Origin of the sequence: Pedobacter terrestris (assembly GCF_052343045.1) — a bacterium.
Taxonomy (GTDB): domain Bacteria; phylum Bacteroidota; class Bacteroidia; order Sphingobacteriales; family Sphingobacteriaceae; genus Pedobacter.
In genome coordinates, this window is the sequence record NZ_CP180264.1 from 4,994,721 (window position 1) to 5,013,750 (window position 19,030).

Sequence of the window (19,030 nt, forward strand, 5' to 3'; positions counted from 1 at the left end):
CAGAATCATTTGATAGATAAAAATCATCACGGCGCTAACTTTCCTGACTTTTCCCTGTTTACTCTTTGAGTCTCAAATCCGTATATTTGATATCCAATGAAATTTAAAATCACCTCAGAATATAAACCTACAGGAGATCAGCCTGGGGCAATTAAGCAATTGGTTGAAGGCGTAGAATCCGGCGAGCATTACCAAACTTTATTGGGTGTTACAGGGTCTGGCAAAACCTTTACCGTGGCCAATGTAATTGAGCAAACTCAGAAACCAACCCTAATTCTTAGTCACAATAAAACGTTGGCTGCACAACTGTATGGCGAGTTTAAACAGTTTTTTCCAGAAAATTCTGTTAACTATTTTGTGTCTTACTACGATTACTATCAGCCAGAAGCGTTCATCGCATCCAGCAATACGTACATCGAGAAAGATTTAAGTATAAACGAAGAAATTGAAAAACTGCGTTTGCGTACCACTTCGTCTTTGATGAGTGGCCGTAGAGATATAATCGTGGTTTCTTCCATATCGTGTATTTATGGTATGGGAAATCCGGAAGATTTTTCGCGTATGGTTTTCCGTTTTGGCGTTGGTTTAAGGATTTCCAGAAATGCTTTTCTACATAGTTTGGTAGAAATTTTATACGCCAGAACAACTACAGAATTTAAACGCGGAACTTTCCGGGTAAAAGGAGATACTGTAGATATTTTTCCGGCTTATCTTGATCATGCTTACCGCGTTTCATTTTTTGGCGATGATATTGAAGAACTCACGGCAATTGATCCGGTAACAGGCAAAACCATAGAAAAAATGGAAGACATGGCCATTTATCCGGCCAACCTTTTCGTTACACCAAAAGATCGCTTCAATCAATCCATTTGGGGCATTCAGGAAGAGCTTGAGATCCGCAAAAATCAATTGGTGGCAGACAAACATCTTTTAGAAGCCAAAAGGCTTGAAGAAAGAACCAATTTTGATATCGAAATGATGAAAGAACTGGGCTATTGTTCCGGTATCGAAAACTATTCCCGTTTCTTTGATGGCCGCCAACCTGGAATGCGCCCGTTCTGTTTGCTGGATTATTTTCCTGAAGATTACCTGATGGTGATTGATGAAAGTCATGTTACTGTACCACAAATCCGTGCGATGTATGGCGGCGATCGATCCAGAAAATTGTCACTGGTAGAATATGGTTTCCGTTTGCCTGCAGCATTAGACAACCGGCCTTTAAATTTCACTGAATTTGAAGGATTGGCTCCACAGACAATTTACGTAAGTGCAACACCTGCAGAATACGAGCTTGAAAAATCTGAAGGAGTGGTTGTCGAACAAGTCATTCGACCAACGGGATTACTTGATCCGATTATAGAAGTGCGGCCCGCAATTAATCAGGTTGATGATTTGCTGGATGAAATTGATTTAACCATAAAAGATGGCGGGCGCATTCTCGTAACTACGTTAACCAAACGAATGGCAGAAGAACTGACCAAATATCTGGATCGGTTAAATATTAAAACCCGTTACATCCACTCCGAAATTAAGACATTGGAACGGGTAGAAATTCTTCGAGGATTGCGCTTGGGCGAGTTTGATGTGCTGGTTGGAATCAACTTGCTTAGGGAAGGTTTGGATTTACCTGAAGTTACACTTGTTGCCATTTTAGATGCGGATAAAGAAGGGTTCTTACGTTCAGAAAAATCATTGATTCAAACCATCGGCCGCGCGGCGCGTAACGATCGTGGTCGCGTAATTATGTATGCCGATGGAATGACTGAAAGTATGGAGAAAACCATTGACGAAACCAATCGCAGGCGCGAAAAACAAATTGCATACAATCTTGAGCACGGCATTACGCCTAAAACAGTTGGCAAATCTAGAGAAGCCATTTTGGAGCAAACTTCTGTATTGGATTTCTCTCAAAAAGCCAGCGCCAATAAGGCGCGCGCCTATGTAGAAAATGCCGAAGTGAGTATTGCTGCAGATCCTGTGGTGCAATATATGGGTAAAAATGAATTGCAACGCGCTATAGACAACACCAAGAAAGAGATGCAGAAAGCGGCAAAAGATATGGATTTCTTACTGGCAGCAAAACTGCGAGACGAAATGTATGCTTTAGAGAAAATGTTTAACGAAAAATTTCCTAAGTAACGTTTTGATGGTTTAAAAACGCTTTGAATTTATTTATTTATATTGCTGTACATCAGTTGTCTAAACCAATATGAAAGCGTTAAAAGTAATATTGCCGATTGTATTCTGCAGCGTTGGCCTGCACATCCGGGCACAAAGCATTTCCATTCCTTTGGGTGGAAATGCTTTCAGTTCTAAACATAATGAACGCAACAGGACCGTAACGAATAAAGGCCTTGAAAACTGGACAGATGCAACAGAACAATTTACGGTGTATCTGCGCGTCTCTAAACCAGGATCAATAATTCTCTCAGTAAAAGATATTTCCGTTACCGGGAAATCCACGCTTCAATTTGCTATCGGTAAGGAAGCGAAAAAAGTAATCTTCAATCCAAATCAACAGATTCAAAATTTGGTTGGCACATGGACAATCAAAGACACAGGTTATGTTGCTTTAAAAATTAAAGGATTGGAAAAAACCGGATCAAGTTTTCCATCTATTTCTGCCATTCAGGTTTCCGGTACAGCAATTGATCAAAACACGGCTTATGTAAAAGACAACAAAGGCAATTTTTTTTACTGGGGAAGGAGAGGGCCATCTGTACACCTCAATTATTTACAACCGGAAAATATACAAGCAGAGTGGTATTACAATGAGGTTACAGTGCCTGTTGAGAATGATGTTATTGGCTCTTATTTCATGGCCAATGGATTTGCGGAAGGTTATTTCGGAATGCAGGTAAACGGCCCGAATGAAAGACGAATTTTGTTTTCTGTCTGGAGTCCTTTTGCTACAGACGATCCTAAAAGTATCCCCGATTCTCTTAAAATCAAAATGATTAAAAAGGGCCAGGGCGTGCAGGCAGGAGAATTTGGCAACGAAGGCGCGGGCGGACAATCGTATTTAAAATATTCCTGGAAAGCTGGCAGTACGTATAAATTTCTGTTGCATGGTAAGCCAGATTTAGATGCCGCCGATAGTTCAACAACATATACCGCTTATTTCTTTGCACCCGAATTAAATGAGTGGAAATTGATTGCGCAGTTCAAACGCCCTAAAACCAAAACATATTTGAAAAGATTTCATTCTTTTCTCGAAAATTTTTCTCCGGTTCAAGGTGATTTATCCCGGAAGGTATGGTTTGATAATCAATGGATTTGTGATGATCTCGGCAATTGGGTCGCACTTACAACCGCACGCTTTACAACAGATAATACGGGCGTGAAAGGTTATCGCATGGATTTTTCTGGGGGGATCGATAACGGGCATTTTTTTCTTAGAAATTGTGGCTTTTTTAGTGATTTTACCTTTCCCAAAACTTTTTTTGAACGTCACTCTGCAAATAAAAAGCCTCAAATTGATTTCAATAAATTGCCCGATTTTTAACGATATTGTATATTTTTTGAGTTTATTTGCCAGAATTATGGATGGACAAAATAGAAAAGATATTTACCCCGGCTTGGAAGTTGGTATCATCTTAAAGAAGGATCAGCGATCTGGAAATATCACCTATGGTGTGGTAAAAAACCTGCTTACTTCTTCAGCATTTCACTCAAGAGGAATTAAAGTACGATTGGAAGATGGACAAATTGGCCGCGTAGCAGAAATTGTAGAAGATTAGTGAACATTGAAAAATTGCTCAAACATAAAAATAACCCGATTTGTAATGAAAATGCAATTAAAGGCGAAAAAGGTAACAAATTCTGTTCCCACACGTCTATATTTGTATTAAGCGTAAATTAAGATGGCATTAATTAAATTCATATTTATAACAATCTTGGTGCTGTGGATTATCAGAATGTTAATTCGCCTAATTTTGCCCATGTTGTTTAATAACCTGGCAAGCAAAATGCAACAGCAAGCATCAGGGCAACAGTATCAACAACAAAAAAGGAAACCGGAAGGTAAAATCTCCATTGATTATATGCCTCCAAAACCCGATCAGAGTAAAACGGATAAGCTTGGCGATTTCGTTGATTACGAAGAAATAAAATAAAGGAAAGTCTCGGTGCAAAACCGGGACTTTATTTTTTACAAAGGTTTTCTGCCTCAAGTTTAATGATGGCATTTCTCTTGCACAGCAAACGTTTCATATAAAACCTTAGAAAAGTATGTTCTGCAATCCAGCCTAAAAATCCTAAGGGCGCTTCAAATTCAAAAACATCCAGCATCTCTGTAGATTCTTCTTTGGCATTAAAGTAATGCAAGTGTTTTAAACTTTTAAACGGCCCTTTTACCATTTCGTCCATAAACTGATAAGGCTTTTTCATATCTGTAACCTGGCTGGTCATTTTAAAGCGGATGCCGAAATGACGGGCAAGCCAGGTAACCGATTCATTCAAATCAATTAATCCGGTGGTTTTTCCGGCAATTGCCTTTTCATTGGAGGTTTTCATCGAATCCAGATGAAGATCAATACTTCTTGATAAATCAAAACATTCATCAATCGGCGCGTTAATTTCTGTTTTTAATGTAATCAGTTGCATTTTATTTGCACTAAATTCTTAAACTTATAATGTCATGTACAGCTTCATCAATTTTCGCATATTGAAATTTGAAACCGCTGTTTATCAAATTTTCTGGTTCAACCCACCTGCTTTTTAAAATGAGTTCAGTTTCAGTTCCAATTAATCTGGCGCCAATTTCTAATAACCATGCAGGAGATGGTAAGCCAAAAGGCGCACCATAACTTTTTCTGATGCAGGCCATCAAATCTCGGTTTTTTACCGCATTCGGTGCCGCACAATTTACAACCCCATCAATATTGTGGTTTAGTAACCATTCAACACTTAAAGCAACATCCTGCTCATGCACCCAACTAACATACTGTTTGCCGTCTCCTTGCGGGCCGCCTAATCCAAATTTTGCCAGATTCAGCAAACGCGGAAAAGCGCCGTCACTTCTGCCCAAAACAATCGCCATTCTTAGCGCAATTTTTCGGGTTGCTGGTGTTTGCTGTTCAAAGAAAGAAGCTTCCCAGGCTTTGCAAACATCAATAGAAAATCCATGTCCAATCTCTCCGTTTTTTTCGGTTTGAGGCCGGTCTTCCGCATGACGATAAATGGTAGAGCTGGTCACATTTATCCAAAGTTTCGGCGGATTTTTAAGCGTTTGAACGGCCGAACCTAATAATTTTGTCGGAACAATCCTAGAGTCCACAATCTCTTGTTGATTTTTTTTCGTGTATCTGCAGTTTACATTTTTGCCACAAAGGTTAACTAAAAGATCGCTATGCTCAAGTTCTGCAGCCCAATCTCCTAGATTTTTTCCATCCCATAAAATGGTTTTAATGTTGCCCGTTTGTTCTTTTTCCTTCCGGGATAAGATCACAACCTCATTTGCATATTGGCCAAAATGTTGGCTGAGAACTTTGCCTATATAGCCGTTTCCGCCGGCGATTACAACTTTGTTGTATTTCATAATTCAAAAATTAAAATTAAGCCCAGAACGATTAAACGATAAATAAACCAGCTTACGGTTGGGAGCCAGCCCAAACCAAGCAATTTGCTGCGGCGGATGTGCTCTAAAAACATAAGGCCAGCAATCGTAAAGAAATAAGAAAGAAATAATAAAGCCGGAACTTCTATGAATTGCGCTAAGAATAATATCGGTAAAAATGCGAGCGCACCAGCCAGAGAAATGGTCATCATGTTTCCTAAATATGCCCAAATCATTTCTTTTTTAAGAAAAAGCAAAACCATGCCTTGAAAAAGAATTTGTGCCCCACAGATTAAATACTCGCGGTAAGCACTGCCAATGGGAACAAATTCTGTTAAATGACGGGCATAGTTGGTTAGAATGAATGCGGTAACACACCACGAAAATGCAAGATAAAATAACCTGTAATGCAGTTTAAAAGCAGGTTGAATACTGTTTTTTATGGCAGCCGCCGGTATTATTATTTTTCTGTTGAATGAAATAAAAGCATATATTTTGCTCATGAACCAAGCAAAAGGTGCAAAAGAAAAAATGGGTTTCATGATTGGAAAACGATTGGCGATCACTTTAAACAACGATTGAATGCCATAAGTTACTTCGCCCGTGTTTGTATTGATTAGCGCAATTTCGTTTGCTGCGCGTTGGCGGTCTAGCGTTGCGCATTTTCCGGTAAAATATTCCTGATAGGCAACTCGGCCGTCTTTTTCGAGCATTTTACTACTGATGAATGCTTTAGTGTAAAGTCCGCACATCGGACATTCTGCATCGAATAAAATTTTGTGATTGGCTAAAGTTTTCATATCAGTTGTTTTAAAGTTTCAGAAAAAAATGAAACATAAATTACTAAAAAAAAGCCGTTTCCGACTTTTTGATTTTTATTTAAAAATCTTCAATATCGATCCCCAAAACCAGCTCTCTTCAGCTTTTAACATGGTTTCGAGTGCTTTATCGGCATTATTTGCAAAATTCTGAATATCTGTAACAGATTTTTTGAATGTTTTATAATCGGCACTATCTTCATCGCCTTCTACAGTAGATAAATCGCCAAGAACTTTCATTAAAGGTTCAAGCTCACGTTTTTTTCTTTCCTTGGCCACTTGGCGTGCAATGTACCAAACGTCTTTATCGGCATAAAAAAACTCTTTGCGTTCGCCGGTTTTCAATTGCTTCTCAATTAGTCCCCAGCCAATTAAATCTCTTAAGGTCATATTGGCATTTCCTCTCGAAATGCTCAGTTTTTCCATGACTTCTTCGGTAGTTAACGCTTCCGGAGAAATCAGCAACAAAGCATGAACCTGTGCCATAGTTCTGTTAATTCCCCATTCGGAGCCTAACTTCCCCCAGGTTTCAATAAATTTATGGCGTGCAGCATCTAATTCCATATTCAAAGATAATATCGTTTTTTAAACTTTCAAAATTTATTGAAAATTAATTATTTCAAGATTTCTTTTTACGTTTTACTTCGATAAGTGCGTTTTCCCAAGGGTTTGTAGAGCCACTTACCATTTGAAGAACTTTTTGCTGTGCTGGATCGAAATATACAGACCGCTGAAAAACAGGTAGAGCCATTTCAGGTTTGAAAAAATTACCTGGCGCAAAGCCCGCTTCACCATTTTTCGCCCGATCGAGATCAAATTTCACTTTTGTGTTGACATATTCTTCATGCTGTTTCTCTCCATTCATAAAAGGAATCAACCATTCAACAGATTTTTTGATTGATGCGCCTTTATTGCTTTTATACGTATAAAAGTTTGGCCCCTTGCCGCGGTCTATAGCAATGGCCAATTGGAGCATCGGTTCTAAATCGTAAATGTGATAATGCATGGCATCTCTTTCTTTAAAATCCCAGCTGGTTCCATCGGCGTTCAAGTTGGTGTCGATATGTTTTTTTAGCATATCTTGCGTCCATTGTATTACAGCCTTGTCCTCAATCGCATAGCCGATTTTTCCAACAATTTTAAGTCGGTGTGCATTCCAGTTGTTTATTGCTGTGGTGCGGCCAGCGGTCATTCTTTTGCTGTGCATCTCTGCTTGCGCGGTGTTTAAAAGCCATGCTGAAATCAGTTTATTTTGTTTTTGATTTAGCTTAGATTTGATCAGATCATAGGCTTCAATGGCACCATCAAGATTGGTATCATCAACAGGATTTCCGCCGGGTTGGTTTCTTTTAGCCCAATTAGAAAGGAAATTCAAGCTTTGGTTAAAATATTCGTTTTTGCCGGTAATTCTAAAGAGAATTGCCAGATCGTACATTTTGCGCATATCTTTTAAAGCTTCCCATGTGCGCGTTTTAATGGGATTTCCTTTCAATAATCCTTCAGTTCTGATGGTATCTATAGGGTTAGGTTTGTCGGCCATAAAAACTTTCGCCTCGGCTTCAAACTTGCCGAAACTTTGTGCTAAGCTTTCATCGCTCTTCATTTTTTTCTTCAGCTGCTCAATTTCTGTTGTGTTAAAACTGACAATTTGAGCCAATGCATTTAGATGGAGGATGAGTAATAGGACAATACAGGCAAACTTTCTCATAATAAATTAGTTGATGTGGAGTGGATAAAAACAAATCTAAATTTTTATTCCCTGCACACCGCATTTATTCCTTTTTTATACCATGCAATTTTTTATTTTTGACGTTCGTTAAAACTTAAACAAACCTTAATGAATAACTGGTTTAATAAAAATGGCATTCATTTAGCCATAATTGCATTTTTCGTAGTCATTACATTTGCCTACTTCAGTCCTGTTTTGCAAGGTAAAGTGCCTGCGCAGAGCGATGTCCTTCAATCAAAGGCAATGCAAACAGAGATTATGAATTTCAAGGAAAAAGATGGCAAAGCGCCTCTTTGGACCAATCAAATGTTTGGCGGAATGCCAGCTTATCAAATTTGGGTTCCTTATACATATAGCGGCGCCACTTATGGAATAGCATTAATTACCAAGGCATTTCCAAGTCCGGTGGGTACAGTTCTACTGTTGCTTCTGGGGTCTTATTTTTTGTTTTGCGTAATGAAGTTAAACCCGTGGTTGGCATTGGCCGGCGCACTGGCATTTACTTTTACAACGTATAATTTTGTTCTCCTCTCAAGCGGACACAGTAGTAAAGCACTTGCAATAGGCTTTTTCGCTCCGATAATTGCTGGAATATTACTCACCATGCGCGGAAAATATTGGTTAGGTGCAAGTTTTACGGCTTTATTTTTAGCACTCGAAATTCGGACGAACCACGTACAAATGACTTATTATTTGTTTTTGTCGATTTTGATTTTTGTAGGTATAGAACTTTATCAGGCTATCAAACACAAAACTTTGCCATCGCTTGGCAAGTCATTTTTGTTTTTGGGTTTATCTTTAGCGGTAGCGGTGATGATTAATGCAAGTTTGCTTTGGTCTACTGCAGAATATGCAGCAGAAACCAATCGGGGTAAATCTAATTTGACTGCTGCAACAACAGAAAAGGATTCCGGTATGTCTAAGGAATACGCATATCAATGGAGCCAGGGTGTAGGTGAAAGTTTTACTTTCCTTATTCCAGATTTATATGGTGGCGCTACAGGCATAGATCAGCTTGCAAAACCAGAAAGCCATATGTATAAAGCGGTTTCTGAATTGACAGGTGGTGATCCAAATTCAACTATGCAAGCTATTCAGTCTTTGGCGGGGCAATTGAATCTTCAACAATATTGGGGAGAAAAGCCTTTTACACAAGGTGGATATTATTTCGGTGCAATTATTTGTTTTCTATACGTCTTCGGTTTGTTTATCGTACGCAGCCGCTTCAAATGGTGGATTTTAAGCACAACCATATTGTTTATGTTGCTGTCTTTCGGCAGACATTTTGCATTGATAAGCGATTTGTTTTTTGATTATTTCCCATTGTACAATAAGTTCAGAGCTGTTGAATCTATTCTGGCTGTAGTTGGTTTAATGGTTCCAATACTTGCTGTTTTGGCGATAAAAGAGGCGCAAGAAGGAAATATCGAACAGAAAATTTTAATAAAAAAGCTGACATGGTCTGCTGGGATTACTGGCGGATTTGCTTTGCTTGTAGGTATTGCACCAACCTTATTTTTTAGTTTTAAAGCATCAAACCATCAACAAATCGTAGATGCATTAACACAAGGTTTGCAAAACAATGCTACAATGGCACAAAAAATTGCCAATGCAGTTGTAGAAGATCGGATTTCAATTGCCAGAGCAGATGCCTTGCGGTCATTTTTCTTTATTTTGGTAGGATTTGTTTTGATCTGGGCCTTTATCAAAAAGAAATTGAATGCACAGTTTGCTTTTGGTTTACTTGCGCTTGCAGTATTGGTCGATATGTGGCAGGTAGATAAGAGATATATGAACAATGCCAATTTTGAGGCAAAATCATCCGTAGACAATTATTTTAAACCACGTGATGTTGATACATTTATTTCGGCAGATACCGATCCTGATTTCAGGGTTTATGACCAGTCTATCAATACATTTAATTCGGCCAGTACATCTGCATTTCATAAAACCATCGGTGGTTATCATGCAGCGAAATTAAAACGTTATGATGAGTTGATTGAACACCAAATGACAAAAAGCATCAATCAGGATGTTTTGGATATGTTAAATACGAAGTACATCATCACTCAAGATCAGCAAAATGGATCGTACAAAATGCAGCGTAATCCAACGGCTGCCGGCCATGCATGGTTTGTTCAGAGTGTGCAATTTGTAAAAAACGCTGATGAAGAAATGAAAGCCATCAGTAGTTTTGATGCGAAAAAAGAAGCGATTGTGGATGAGAAATACAAAGATATGATGGATGCCAAACGTTTGGGTACAGGTGCAGAAGGTTTCATCAAATTAACCAGTTACAATCCGGATCATTTGGTTTATGAATATTCAACATCAAAAGAAGCAATCGCTGTGTTTTCTGAAATTTATTACGATAAAGGCTGGAAAATGTACATTGATGATGTAGAAAAACCATATTTCCGTGCAGATTACGTTTTACGCGCTGCACAATTAGAAGCCGGTAACCATAAAGTTGAGTTTAAGTTTCATCCGAATTCTTACTATACAGGAGAAAAAATTTCTTTGGCGGGCTCTATCTTGCTGCTGGTTGGTTTGGGTTTTGGCTTTTATAGCGAAGAGAAAAAAAGAAAAAAAGCGTAAAGGCATAATCCTTTTCCGCAAGTGCAAGCCTCCTCGAATGTGTTTTCGGGGAGGCTTTGTTCGTTTAACACAATTAAATTTTTGCATTCAAAATTAACAGTGTCGTAACATTTGTTTGATATACAGCGTCTTATATTTGTATTGTAAGTTCGAGGATATGCTAGAATCATTTTTCGCTGTTTGCCTTTTAATTATTGTACTCTACTTTTTCAGCCCATTTGAAGTCAAACTTGATGAGGAAGAAGACTGGTAGTTTACCAACACTTATGTTAACTGCGCCAAAGCGTGGTTCCAAACCTACACGCCAAAAAAATATTTATGGAGAAGAGAAACGTTGATCTGGTTGTCATTTCTGATGTACATTTAGGTACCTACGGATGTCATGCAAAAGAGCTTCTGAAGTATCTGAAAAGTATTAAGCCAAAAACATTAATTCTAAATGGTGATATTATTGATATCTGGCAGTTTAGTAAAAGTTACTGGCCGGAATCACACATGAAAGTGATTAGGAAGTTAATGAAATTTGTTTCTGAAGGCGTTCAGGTACATTATCTTACCGGAAATCATGATGAAATGTTGCGCAAGTTTGATGGAATGGAAATGGGCTCATTTCATCTTCAGAACAAATTAATTTTGGAACTTGACGGAAAAAAAGCCTGGTTTTTCCACGGAGATGTTTTCGATGTAACTATGCAACACTCTAAATGGTTGGCCAAAATGGGCGCTGTTGGATACGATACACTCATCCTGATTAACAGTTTGGTAAACTGGATTTTAACGGCAATGAGAAGAGAGAAAATGAGCTTTTCTAAAAAAATCAAAGCCAAATTTAAGGATGCCGTAAAGTTTATCAACAGTTTTGAGCAAACAGCTTCTGAGCTTGCGATAGAAAAAGGTTACGAATATGTGGTCTGCGGGCACATTCATCAGGCAGAAAAACGTACCATCACTGCTGAAAATGGCAGTGTCTTGTATTTGAATAGTGGCGACTGGGTAGAAAGTTTAACTGCCTTAGAATACCACGACAGCCAATGGACCATCTTTAAATACGAACACAAAGATTTTATAAAAGATGAAGCGGAAGATGGCTTGCTTTCTGACGCAGAAGATTTGAAACAAAAGTTAGATGTAAATTTGCTTTTGCAAACAATAAAATACGAAATTGCCCAATAATTTTTTAATATTCGGGCAATAAATGAAAATACTTTACGCAATTCAAGGCACGGGGAATGGTCACATCAGTCGTGCGCGCGAAATTATTCCGTTGCTTCAGAAGTACGGTGAACTGGATATTCTGGTGAGTGGAACGCAGGCCGATGTAAAATTAAGTCAGCCTGTGAAATACCAGTTGCATGGCTTTAGTTTTATTTTCGGTAAAAAGGGCGGAGTAGATCATTTCAAAACCTGGAAAAATATGAATCTTTTCCAATTCAGGCGTGATATGAAGCAAATCCCCTTAGGAGATTATAATCTGATTGTTAATGATTTTGAACCTGTGACGGCTTGGGCCTGCAAACTTCAGGGTATAGAAAGTGTGTCGCTCAGTCATCAAGCGGCATTCAAATCTAAAAAAGTACCGCGTCCGCGCAGTTTAGATTGGGGGAAAATTATCCTGAGTCGTTATGCGCCAACAAAGTATCATATTGGTTTTCATTTTGATCGTTATGATTCTTTTATCCATACGCCTGTAATCCGCGCAGAAATCCGATCGCTGGAAGTGAAAAATCTGGGGCATTATACCGTTTATCTTCCGGCAATTGACGATAAGCGACTCGTTAAATTGCTGCAAAAAATACCGCAGGTAAATTGGGAAGTGTTTTCTAAACATTGTAAAGTTGGCTACACAGCAGAAAACGTTTTTGTAGAGCCGGTTAACAATGAGAAATTTAATCAAAGTTTAGCAACCTGTGAAGGTCTTTTTACAGGCGGCGGATTTGAAGGCCCGGCAGAGGCACTTTATCTTAAAAAGAAACTTTTGGTAGCGCCTATGAAATTTCAGTTTGAGCAACAATGTAATGCTTATGCACTGAAAAAATTTGGGTTGCCTGTTATTTGGGGAAGCAATAGAAACTGGTTACCTGTTTTAAGAAAATGGGTTGACAATCCTCAGCAACACGAATTTTATTTTCCGGATGAAACTGCAGAAATTATAGATCAAATGGTTAAGAAATATGCCAGAATTTAGTGCATCCCGTTTAGTATTCACCTTTCTGTGGTTCTGTTAAAATATTTTCTTTACTTTGCCTACTCTTAAAAAGGCATGATTAATCAATTCAGGAAATTAAATCCCATTAATCTTATACTCTTGTTTGCTTACGTATTTTTTATGCGTATGGCTATCTTTTATGATTTACCTGAACACCTTTCATTCAATTTATTAGAGCCTTTTGCCCGGCCTCTAATCAACATCGATTTTGAAGATCTTTTTCCGGCACAAACCAATATTATTTTAGCAGCAATTGTGCTGTATGTGCAGGCTTTGATTTTTAACCGGGTTATCAATAACCACAATTTACTGTCTAAGCCAAGTTTTCTTCCCGGACTGATGTATGTTACCGGGTCTAGCTTATTTCTGCCGTTCATGGTTTTAAGTCCTGCGTTAATCTGTAATTTTCTACTGATCTGGAGCATCGATAAGTTCCTGAAACTTGGTAAAAGCCTCAATTCCATCACAACCGTTTTCGATATTGGGATGATCATCGGAATTGGTACCTTGTTCTATTTCCCTTTTACATCAATGTTATTGATGATTTTTCTGGCGCTTTTGTTGTTCAGATCGTTTAATTGGAGAGAATGGATTGCGGGTCTAATTGGTTTCTTAACTATATTTTTTTTCATCGCCGTATATTACTACTGGAACGATAATTTGGGTTCATTTTATCAGATTTGGAAACCCCTTGTCAATAAATTTCCATCCGCTTTTAAAATTAATTACAGTGATTACCTGGTACTGATTCCTGTTTTCATCATCATCATTCTGGCTTCTTTACAATTGAGGGAAAATTTTTTCCGTAGTTTTATCAGTACAAGAAAAGGCTTCCAATTGCTCTTCTTTATGTTTATAATCGCTGCCGGAAGCTTTTACATTAAACCCGATTTTAGAATCTGGCATTTCTTGTTGTGCGTACCTCCGGGCGCTGTATTGCTGGCTTATTATTTTAGTAACGCCAGAAAAAAATGGATCTATGAAACCCTGTTTTTACTGTTTGTAGGTGCCGTACAGTATTTTCTTTTTGTTTAACCTTTTTTAACAAATAAGCGGGATGAAACTGGGCAAAGATTAATAGCTTTGTGGCATAGAGTTTACAGATAGTGGTTTTTGAAATTTTGCCAGGCAAACACATCGCATTTTTGATGCAGGAAGTTAAGACTCGATAAAGGATTATAAATGAATAAATTAAGTATCGATATTGGGAATTCATCTGCTAAAGTTGCTGTTTTCAACGATCGTGAAATTATTTATTATGAGCGTTTTGGGCAGTTAGACGTGTATCAACTCACGGAGATCATCGAAACATATAATCCCCAAAAATCTATTGTAAGTACCGTAAGCCAACAAATTAATCACCTTGAGGTGATATTAAAAAATCAAACAGAGTACATCCGGTTTTCTACCGCTTTAACAACTAATGTAAGCAATAGATATAATACGCCAGAAACTTTAGGATTGGACAGATGGGCAGCAATATTGGGTGCAAATGTGTTGGCCGGCGAAAACACAATATTGGTAATAGACGCAGGGACGTGCATCACTTACGATTTGCTTACTTCTACCAAAGAATATTTTGGAGGAAGTATAAGCCCGGGGATTTTAATGCGTTTTAGAGCTGTGCACGAATTTACCGGAAGGTTGCCATTAGTTGAGTGGGATAGAGAAGCCGAAATACCCGAAGGAAGAGATACTGCAACCGCCATTAAACAAGGTGTTTTGCAAGGGATAATAAATGAAATTGAAGGCTTTATTGCCAAAATTAATATAAAAGAAAGCCGTTTAAAGGTCATTATAACCGGTGGAGATGCTAATTTTTTGCATAAACAATTACAAAACAGCATCTTTGCGCCTCAAATTATAAATGATCCATATTTAGTATTAAAAGGATTAAATGAAGCTATTGCAGATTAAAATGTACAAAAAAGTTATTTATATTACAGCCATAATCGTTTCCGTTTGTGGTTTAAGTGCGAAAGCACAAATCACTACCGCATCCCCATATTCTAGATACGGACTTGGAAATATTAAAGGATCTTTACTGCCTCAACTTAGGGCAATGGGTGGAATTTCTACTGCTGTGAATAAAGTAACTGGTTTTAATTATATCAATATGCAGAACCCTGCATCTTACGGCGGGATAAACCTAACCACAATTGATATTGGTATGAGTTCCAGCTATACCACGCTATCGAGAGGCGATCTTAGTGAAAATAGTTTTAATGCAACTTTGAGTCACGTAGCCCTTGCAGTGCCGGTAAGCCGTAAATCCGCAATCAGTTTTGGTATTTTGCCTTATTCAGACCTCGGTTATTCTTACAGAAACACAACTACCGTAGATACGGTTTCTGCAGATCAGCTTTATCAAGGTGAAGGTGGTTTATCCAAAGCGTATTTCGGATATGGACAAACTATTGGTGACCATTTAAGAATTGGTGGTAATGTTGAATATCTTTTTGGAAATCTCCAAACTACACGGGCCGTAGAATACACGGAGACAGGGGCGTTAAATGCAAAATTGATTAATAAAAACGCTGTAGGCGGATTTAATTTCAGTTATGGTATTCAATACGACTTCAATGTAGGCAAAAAAACATCGGTAACTTTAGGCTATTCCGGTAGTACAGCCGGAAAAGTATACTCTACCCAATCTTTTTATGCCACAAGATATACGCGTGATTTAACCACCGGAAATGAAAATACCGCAATTGATACCTTAAGTACTATAGAAAATGGTAAATCAAACTTGACGTTACCGCTTACTCATAATTTTGGTATCGCGATCCAACAAAACGATAAATGGTTGATTGGAGCCGATTTTAGAACGGGGAAATGGTCTGCGACAAGTATAAATGGTGTTAACCAAGGTTTACAAGATAGTTGGGGTGCTTCTTTAGGCGGTCAGTTTACGCCGGATTATACTTCTTATAACAGTTATTTTAAACGTGTTGATTATCGTTTAGGTTTTAGTTACGATAAGACTTACATCAATGTAAATGGTCAGGATATTAAACAAATGGCAGCAAGCTTTGGTTTCGGTTTTCCATTACCTAGTGCAAACGCCGGAACAGCATTTTACAAAATTAACTTTACGACAGAAATCGGTCAGCGCGGCACGTTAAGCAATGGTTTGGTTAAAGAACAATATATCAATTTTCATTTAGGTTTTACACTAAACGATACGTGGTTTAGAAGATACAGAGTGGATTAATGAACAGCATGAAACGGTCTTACCTGGTGATGTGGATTTTGATGCCATTATTTTTGGTATCTTGTGGAGAGGACGACCTGAAAAATGTTAATTCCGTTTCCAGTAAAAAAATAACGTTAACTAAGGACCGCACTTTAGGTGTAGAAATTATTTACAGTGATTCTGCTCGCGTAAAAGCGAAGGGTAATGCGCCAATTATGGACAAGGTTACACCGACTACCGGAAGTCCGTATCAGGAAATGCCAAAAGGTGTTAAAATCGATTTTTTTAATCCAAGCGGTGAAATTGATGGGACTTTGATTTCGGATTATGCCATTCGCCAGGATCAATACCTGCGAACAACTTTTCGCAAAAACGTGATCGTTAAAAATTCTAAGGGTGATACTTTCTCATCAGAAGAGCTAATCTGGGATGAAGCAAAGAAAATTTTTTATTCTACACAAAGGGTGTTTGTGACCAGTATAGACGGTAGCGGCGGTAATGGAATAAATTTCAAAGCTCCACAAGATTTTAGCAGCTATTCTATGGATGAAGGTAGTGGAGAAGTTGCATCAAAACCCGGTCTGTTTTAGTTTGTTATACTGCGATCATCAAAAAGCGCATTTTTCGCATAGATAACACAGAATTTCCTTGAAAAAATAAACAGAACCGAACAAAATAAATTCGAAATAAGCGCAGCTATTTGCTTAAAAATTAAACACTTGATAAATAAAATTTTGTATTTTCTTTTTTAAGGCAAATTTGTATCTTGCGCCCTCTTAAAAAAACTAAATAAATTTATACAGTACAATATGGGATTGATGACATTTTTGCGTAACCGGGCTGGCTATATCTTAGTCTTTGCTATTGGTTTTGCAATTGTTGCATTTTTAGTAGGTGATGCAATTAACGTGGGTAAGCCTTTCTGGGCAGCGAATCAAAAAGTAGTGGGTACAATTGATGGAAATGATATCAGCATTGATGATTTCGGCCCTAAAGTAGAACAAGGATTAAATCAATACAAGCAACAATATGGCGGCAGTGCCAACGCGCAGATGACAGCCATGGCTGTAGATCAGGCTTGGAATGCTGAGTTGGCCAAAGTATTGCTGACTAAAGAATATGACCGTTTAGGTTTAACGGTTTCTGATGATGAATTGCTTGATCTTTTGCAAGGTCAGAATCCAAGTCCGTTAATCAAACAATACTTTTCTAACCCACAAACAGGGCAGTTGGATCGTGCAACTTTAATGAACTTTTTAAAATCTAAAGAAGCACAGGCTTTACAACAATCTGCAATGTTGCAAGAAGAAATCAAAAACCAGGCTTTGCAAACCAAATATTCTAATTTGATCCGCAATTCTGTGTATGTAACTTCTTTAGAAGCAACAGATGAATATACAAACCGCAACAAACTGGCGAGTTTCAAATATGTGAATTTAGATTATACCTCTGTTCCAGACAATTCTGTGAAATTGAGCGATGGAGATTATTCTGAATATTACGAAGCCAATAAAGCGCGGTTTAACAATCCACAAGAGAGCCGTTCATTTGAATATGTAACTTTTAGCATCGAGCCAACTGCTGCAGATTCACTAGCCATTAAAACCCAAGTAGAAAAAATCGCTGCAGATTTTAAAGTTGCAACCAACGATTCTTTGTTTGCTGCAATTAATTCTGATGTAAAGTTGCCATTCACTTATTTAACTAAAGGTAAATTAGATCCGGCAGTAGATTCTGCAGTGTTTGCTTTGCCAGCAGGAAGTTTCTACGGACCAAAATTGTCTGGAAACTCTTATAAAATTGTTAAGGTTGTGGATACTCGTTTATCTCCGGATTCAGTAAAAGCAAGCCATATTTTATTAGATCCGGCTAAGCTTGGCGGTGAAGACAAAGCGGAGAAACTTGCAGATTCATTAAAAAATCTAATTCAGAAAGGTTCCAGTTTTGCTGATCTTGCAAAAGAGTATAGCGTAGATGGATCAAAAGATAAAGGCGGGGAATTGGGCACATTCGCACGTGGTGCAATGGTGCCTGAATTCGAAAACGCAGCTTTTGACGGCCGTACTGGCGATATTAAAATTGTAAAATCTCAATTCGGTATCCATGTTATTAAAATCGAAAAACAAATCGGTTCATCTAAAGTGGCAAAAGTTGCTTACGTAGAGAAAGCCCTGGGCGCAAGTAGTAAAACACAAGCTGCTGCATATAAATCTGCCAGTAATTTCTTAAATGATGTTAAAGGAAATGATTTTGCTAAGTACGCAGAAGGCAAGAAATTGAAAGTTGCTGTAGCAGATAAAATTACCGCAACACAGGGTTTTGCTCCAGGATTAGACAATCCACGTAAACTGATTCAAGATGCTTATGCAGCAGATCAGGGAGATGTATTGCCAGAAATCTACAACATGACCAATGCTTACGTTGTAGCGCATTTAACAGCTGTAAATCCGAAGGGAACTTTACCACTTGAAGCTGTTAAAAAAGAAATTGAGCCGATGGTTCGTAATGCTGTTAAAGCCAAAATGCTTAAAGATAAATTCGATAAAGCAGGTAAAGGCAGTTTAGATCAGATTGCTTCTAAAGTTGGCCGTACAGTAAATCCGGTTCAAAACGTTGTTTTTGCAAATCCGGTTATTCCTGGTGTAGCACAAGAAAATGCTTTGGTTGGTAGCGTATTTGGATCTCAGCCGGGTAAAATTTCTGCTCCTGTTGAAGGTGACAGAGGTGTATATGTATTTACAGTTGATGGATTTACAAATCCTGCACCAATTGCAAACATGTTTAAGCAAAAAGAAGGCATGTTGTTAAGTTTGGGTCAGCGTTCATTGGGTGCAGCGTTCCAGGCTTTACAAGACAACGCCAAGATAAAAGACAATCGTGTGAAATTCTATTAAATAGAAATTACGTAATTTTGTAACCGTTCCGA

At 38.1% G+C, this 19,030-nt stretch carries 17 protein-coding genes; 12 read left to right on the forward strand and 5 right to left on the reverse strand.

The genetic code is table 11. The features are described from left to right. The first annotated feature begins 96 nt into the window (after nt 1–96). From uvrB to ACJVDH_RS21500, 4 genes are all read left to right on the forward strand, one after another. Nucleotides 97–2,139 carry an excinuclease ABC subunit UvrB gene (gene uvrB, locus ACJVDH_RS21485; RefSeq protein ID WP_443945455.1) on the forward strand — a complete coding sequence of 681 codons (2,043 nt, stop codon included), beginning with the start codon at nt 97–99 and terminating at the stop codon, nt 2,137–2,139. Between the two features lie 70 nt (nt 2,140–2,209). Beyond that, a complete protein-coding gene (locus ACJVDH_RS21490) occupies nt 2,210–3,505 on the forward strand; it encodes a DUF3472 domain-containing protein (RefSeq protein WP_443945456.1) in 1,296 nt (431 codons plus the stop codon). A gap of 37 nt (nt 3,506–3,542) precedes the next feature. Continuing rightward, the gene (locus ACJVDH_RS21495; protein WP_443947647.1) at nt 3,543–3,740 is read left to right on the forward strand and encodes a YwbE family protein; all 198 of its coding nucleotides are present in this window, start codon (nt 3,543–3,545) and stop codon (nt 3,738–3,740) included. Nucleotides 3,741–3,863: 123 nt separating this feature from the next. Then, nucleotides 3,864–4,115, forward strand: a complete 252-nt coding sequence (locus ACJVDH_RS21500) for a DUF4834 family protein (RefSeq protein WP_443945457.1) — start codon at nt 3,864–3,866, stop codon at nt 4,113–4,115. 28 nt (nt 4,116–4,143) lie between these two features. Here ACJVDH_RS21500 and ACJVDH_RS21505 read toward each other — a convergent pair whose 3' ends face one another. From ACJVDH_RS21505 to ACJVDH_RS21525, 5 genes are all read right to left on the reverse strand, one after another. Next, entirely contained in the window at nt 4,144–4,605 is a 462-nt protein-coding gene (locus ACJVDH_RS21505) for an SRPBCC family protein (protein ID WP_443945458.1), read from the reverse strand. Between the two features lie 10 nt (nt 4,606–4,615). Further along, on the reverse strand, nt 4,616–5,539 hold the full coding sequence (locus tag ACJVDH_RS21510; RefSeq protein WP_443945459.1) for a TIGR01777 family oxidoreductase: 924 nt from the start codon (nt 5,537–5,539) through the stop codon (nt 4,616–4,618). Continuing rightward, nucleotides 5,536–6,357 carry a DUF393 domain-containing protein gene (locus ACJVDH_RS21515; RefSeq protein ID WP_443945460.1) on the reverse strand — a complete coding sequence of 274 codons (822 nt, stop codon included), beginning with the start codon at nt 6,355–6,357 and terminating at the stop codon, nt 5,536–5,538. The genes ACJVDH_RS21510 and ACJVDH_RS21515 overlap by 4 nt, the downstream gene beginning before the upstream one ends. Nucleotides 6,358–6,432: 75 nt before the next feature. Then, nucleotides 6,433–6,939: a GbsR/MarR family transcriptional regulator gene (locus ACJVDH_RS21520; protein WP_443945461.1), complete on the reverse strand. Its 507-nt coding sequence runs from the start codon at nt 6,937–6,939 to the stop codon at nt 6,433–6,435. A gap of 55 nt (nt 6,940–6,994) precedes the next feature. After that, complete coding sequence (locus ACJVDH_RS21525) at nt 6,995–8,083, reverse strand: alginate lyase family protein (protein ID WP_443945462.1); 1,089 nt, start codon at nt 8,081–8,083, stop codon at nt 6,995–6,997. 129 nt (nt 8,084–8,212) lie between these two features. Here ACJVDH_RS21525 and ACJVDH_RS21530 point away from each other — a divergent pair, with 129 nt between their 5' ends. The 8 genes from ACJVDH_RS21530 (at nt 8,213) to ACJVDH_RS21565 (ending at nt 18,998) form a co-directional block, all read left to right on the forward strand. Further along, nucleotides 8,213–10,702 (forward strand): YfhO family protein, encoded by a 2,490-nt coding sequence (locus ACJVDH_RS21530; RefSeq protein ID WP_443945463.1) that lies wholly within the window; start codon nt 8,213–8,215, stop codon nt 10,700–10,702. A gap of 318 nt (nt 10,703–11,020) precedes the next feature. After that, entirely contained in the window at nt 11,021–11,875 is an 855-nt protein-coding gene (locus ACJVDH_RS21535) for a UDP-2,3-diacylglucosamine diphosphatase (RefSeq protein ID WP_443945464.1), read from the forward strand. 22 nt (nt 11,876–11,897) lie between these two features. After that, a complete protein-coding gene (locus tag ACJVDH_RS21540) occupies nt 11,898–12,887 on the forward strand; it encodes a glycosyltransferase family protein (RefSeq protein WP_443945465.1) in 990 nt (329 codons plus the stop codon). Between the two features lie 75 nt (nt 12,888–12,962). Further along, complete coding sequence (locus tag ACJVDH_RS21545) at nt 12,963–13,943, forward strand: DUF6427 family protein (RefSeq protein ID WP_443945466.1); 981 nt, start codon at nt 12,963–12,965, stop codon at nt 13,941–13,943. 147 nt (nt 13,944–14,090) lie between these two features. Beyond that, on the forward strand, nt 14,091–14,825 hold the full coding sequence (locus ACJVDH_RS21550) for a type III pantothenate kinase (RefSeq protein ID WP_443945467.1): 735 nt from the start codon (nt 14,091–14,093) through the stop codon (nt 14,823–14,825). Nucleotide 14,826: 1 nt separating this feature from the next. Next, complete coding sequence (locus tag ACJVDH_RS21555) at nt 14,827–16,122, forward strand: hypothetical protein (RefSeq protein WP_443945468.1); 1,296 nt, start codon at nt 14,827–14,829, stop codon at nt 16,120–16,122. Between the two features lie 8 nt (nt 16,123–16,130). After that, entirely contained in the window at nt 16,131–16,694 is a 564-nt protein-coding gene (locus ACJVDH_RS21560) for a hypothetical protein (protein WP_443945469.1), read from the forward strand. A 228-nt stretch (nt 16,695–16,922) separates the two neighbouring features. Further along, nucleotides 16,923–18,998 carry a SurA N-terminal domain-containing protein gene (locus ACJVDH_RS21565; protein ID WP_443945470.1) on the forward strand — a complete coding sequence of 692 codons (2,076 nt, stop codon included), beginning with the start codon at nt 16,923–16,925 and terminating at the stop codon, nt 18,996–18,998. Nucleotides 18,999–19,030: the final 32 nt, after the last annotated feature.

Coding starts and splice junctions, on each gene's coding strand:
- ACJVDH_RS21510 (WP_443945459.1), bottom strand. CDS start 5,539: ATGAAATACAACAAAGTTGTAATCGCCGGCGGAAACGGCTATATAGGC.
- ACJVDH_RS21525 (WP_443945462.1), bottom strand. CDS start 8,083: ATGAGAAAGTTTGCCTGTATTGTCCTATTACTCATCCTCCATCTAAAT.
- ACJVDH_RS21530 (WP_443945463.1), top strand. CDS start 8,213: ATGAATAACTGGTTTAATAAAAATGGCATTCATTTAGCCATAATTGCA.
- ACJVDH_RS21505 (WP_443945458.1), bottom strand. CDS start 4,605: ATGCAACTGATTACATTAAAAACAGAAATTAACGCGCCGATTGATGAA.
- ACJVDH_RS21500 (WP_443945457.1), top strand. CDS start 3,864: ATGGCATTAATTAAATTCATATTTATAACAATCTTGGTGCTGTGGATT.
- ACJVDH_RS21560 (WP_443945469.1), top strand. CDS start 16,131: ATGAAACGGTCTTACCTGGTGATGTGGATTTTGATGCCATTATTTTTG.
- ACJVDH_RS21555 (WP_443945468.1), top strand. CDS start 14,827: ATGTACAAAAAAGTTATTTATATTACAGCCATAATCGTTTCCGTTTGT.
- ACJVDH_RS21540 (WP_443945465.1), top strand. CDS start 11,898: ATGAAAATACTTTACGCAATTCAAGGCACGGGGAATGGTCACATCAGT.
- ACJVDH_RS21490 (WP_443945456.1), top strand. CDS start 2,210: ATGAAAGCGTTAAAAGTAATATTGCCGATTGTATTCTGCAGCGTTGGC.
- ACJVDH_RS21515 (WP_443945460.1), bottom strand. CDS start 6,357: ATGAAAACTTTAGCCAATCACAAAATTTTATTCGATGCAGAATGTCCG.
- ACJVDH_RS21495 (WP_443947647.1), top strand. CDS start 3,543: ATGGATGGACAAAATAGAAAAGATATTTACCCCGGCTTGGAAGTTGGT.
- ACJVDH_RS21545 (WP_443945466.1), top strand. CDS start 12,963: ATGATTAATCAATTCAGGAAATTAAATCCCATTAATCTTATACTCTTG.
- uvrB (WP_443945455.1), top strand. CDS start 97: ATGAAATTTAAAATCACCTCAGAATATAAACCTACAGGAGATCAGCCT.
- ACJVDH_RS21550 (WP_443945467.1), top strand. CDS start 14,091: ATGAATAAATTAAGTATCGATATTGGGAATTCATCTGCTAAAGTTGCT.
- ACJVDH_RS21565 (WP_443945470.1), top strand. CDS start 16,923: ATGACATTTTTGCGTAACCGGGCTGGCTATATCTTAGTCTTTGCTATT.
- ACJVDH_RS21535 (WP_443945464.1), top strand. CDS start 11,021: ATGGAGAAGAGAAACGTTGATCTGGTTGTCATTTCTGATGTACATTTA.
- ACJVDH_RS21520 (WP_443945461.1), bottom strand. CDS start 6,939: ATGGAATTAGATGCTGCACGCCATAAATTTATTGAAACCTGGGGGAAG.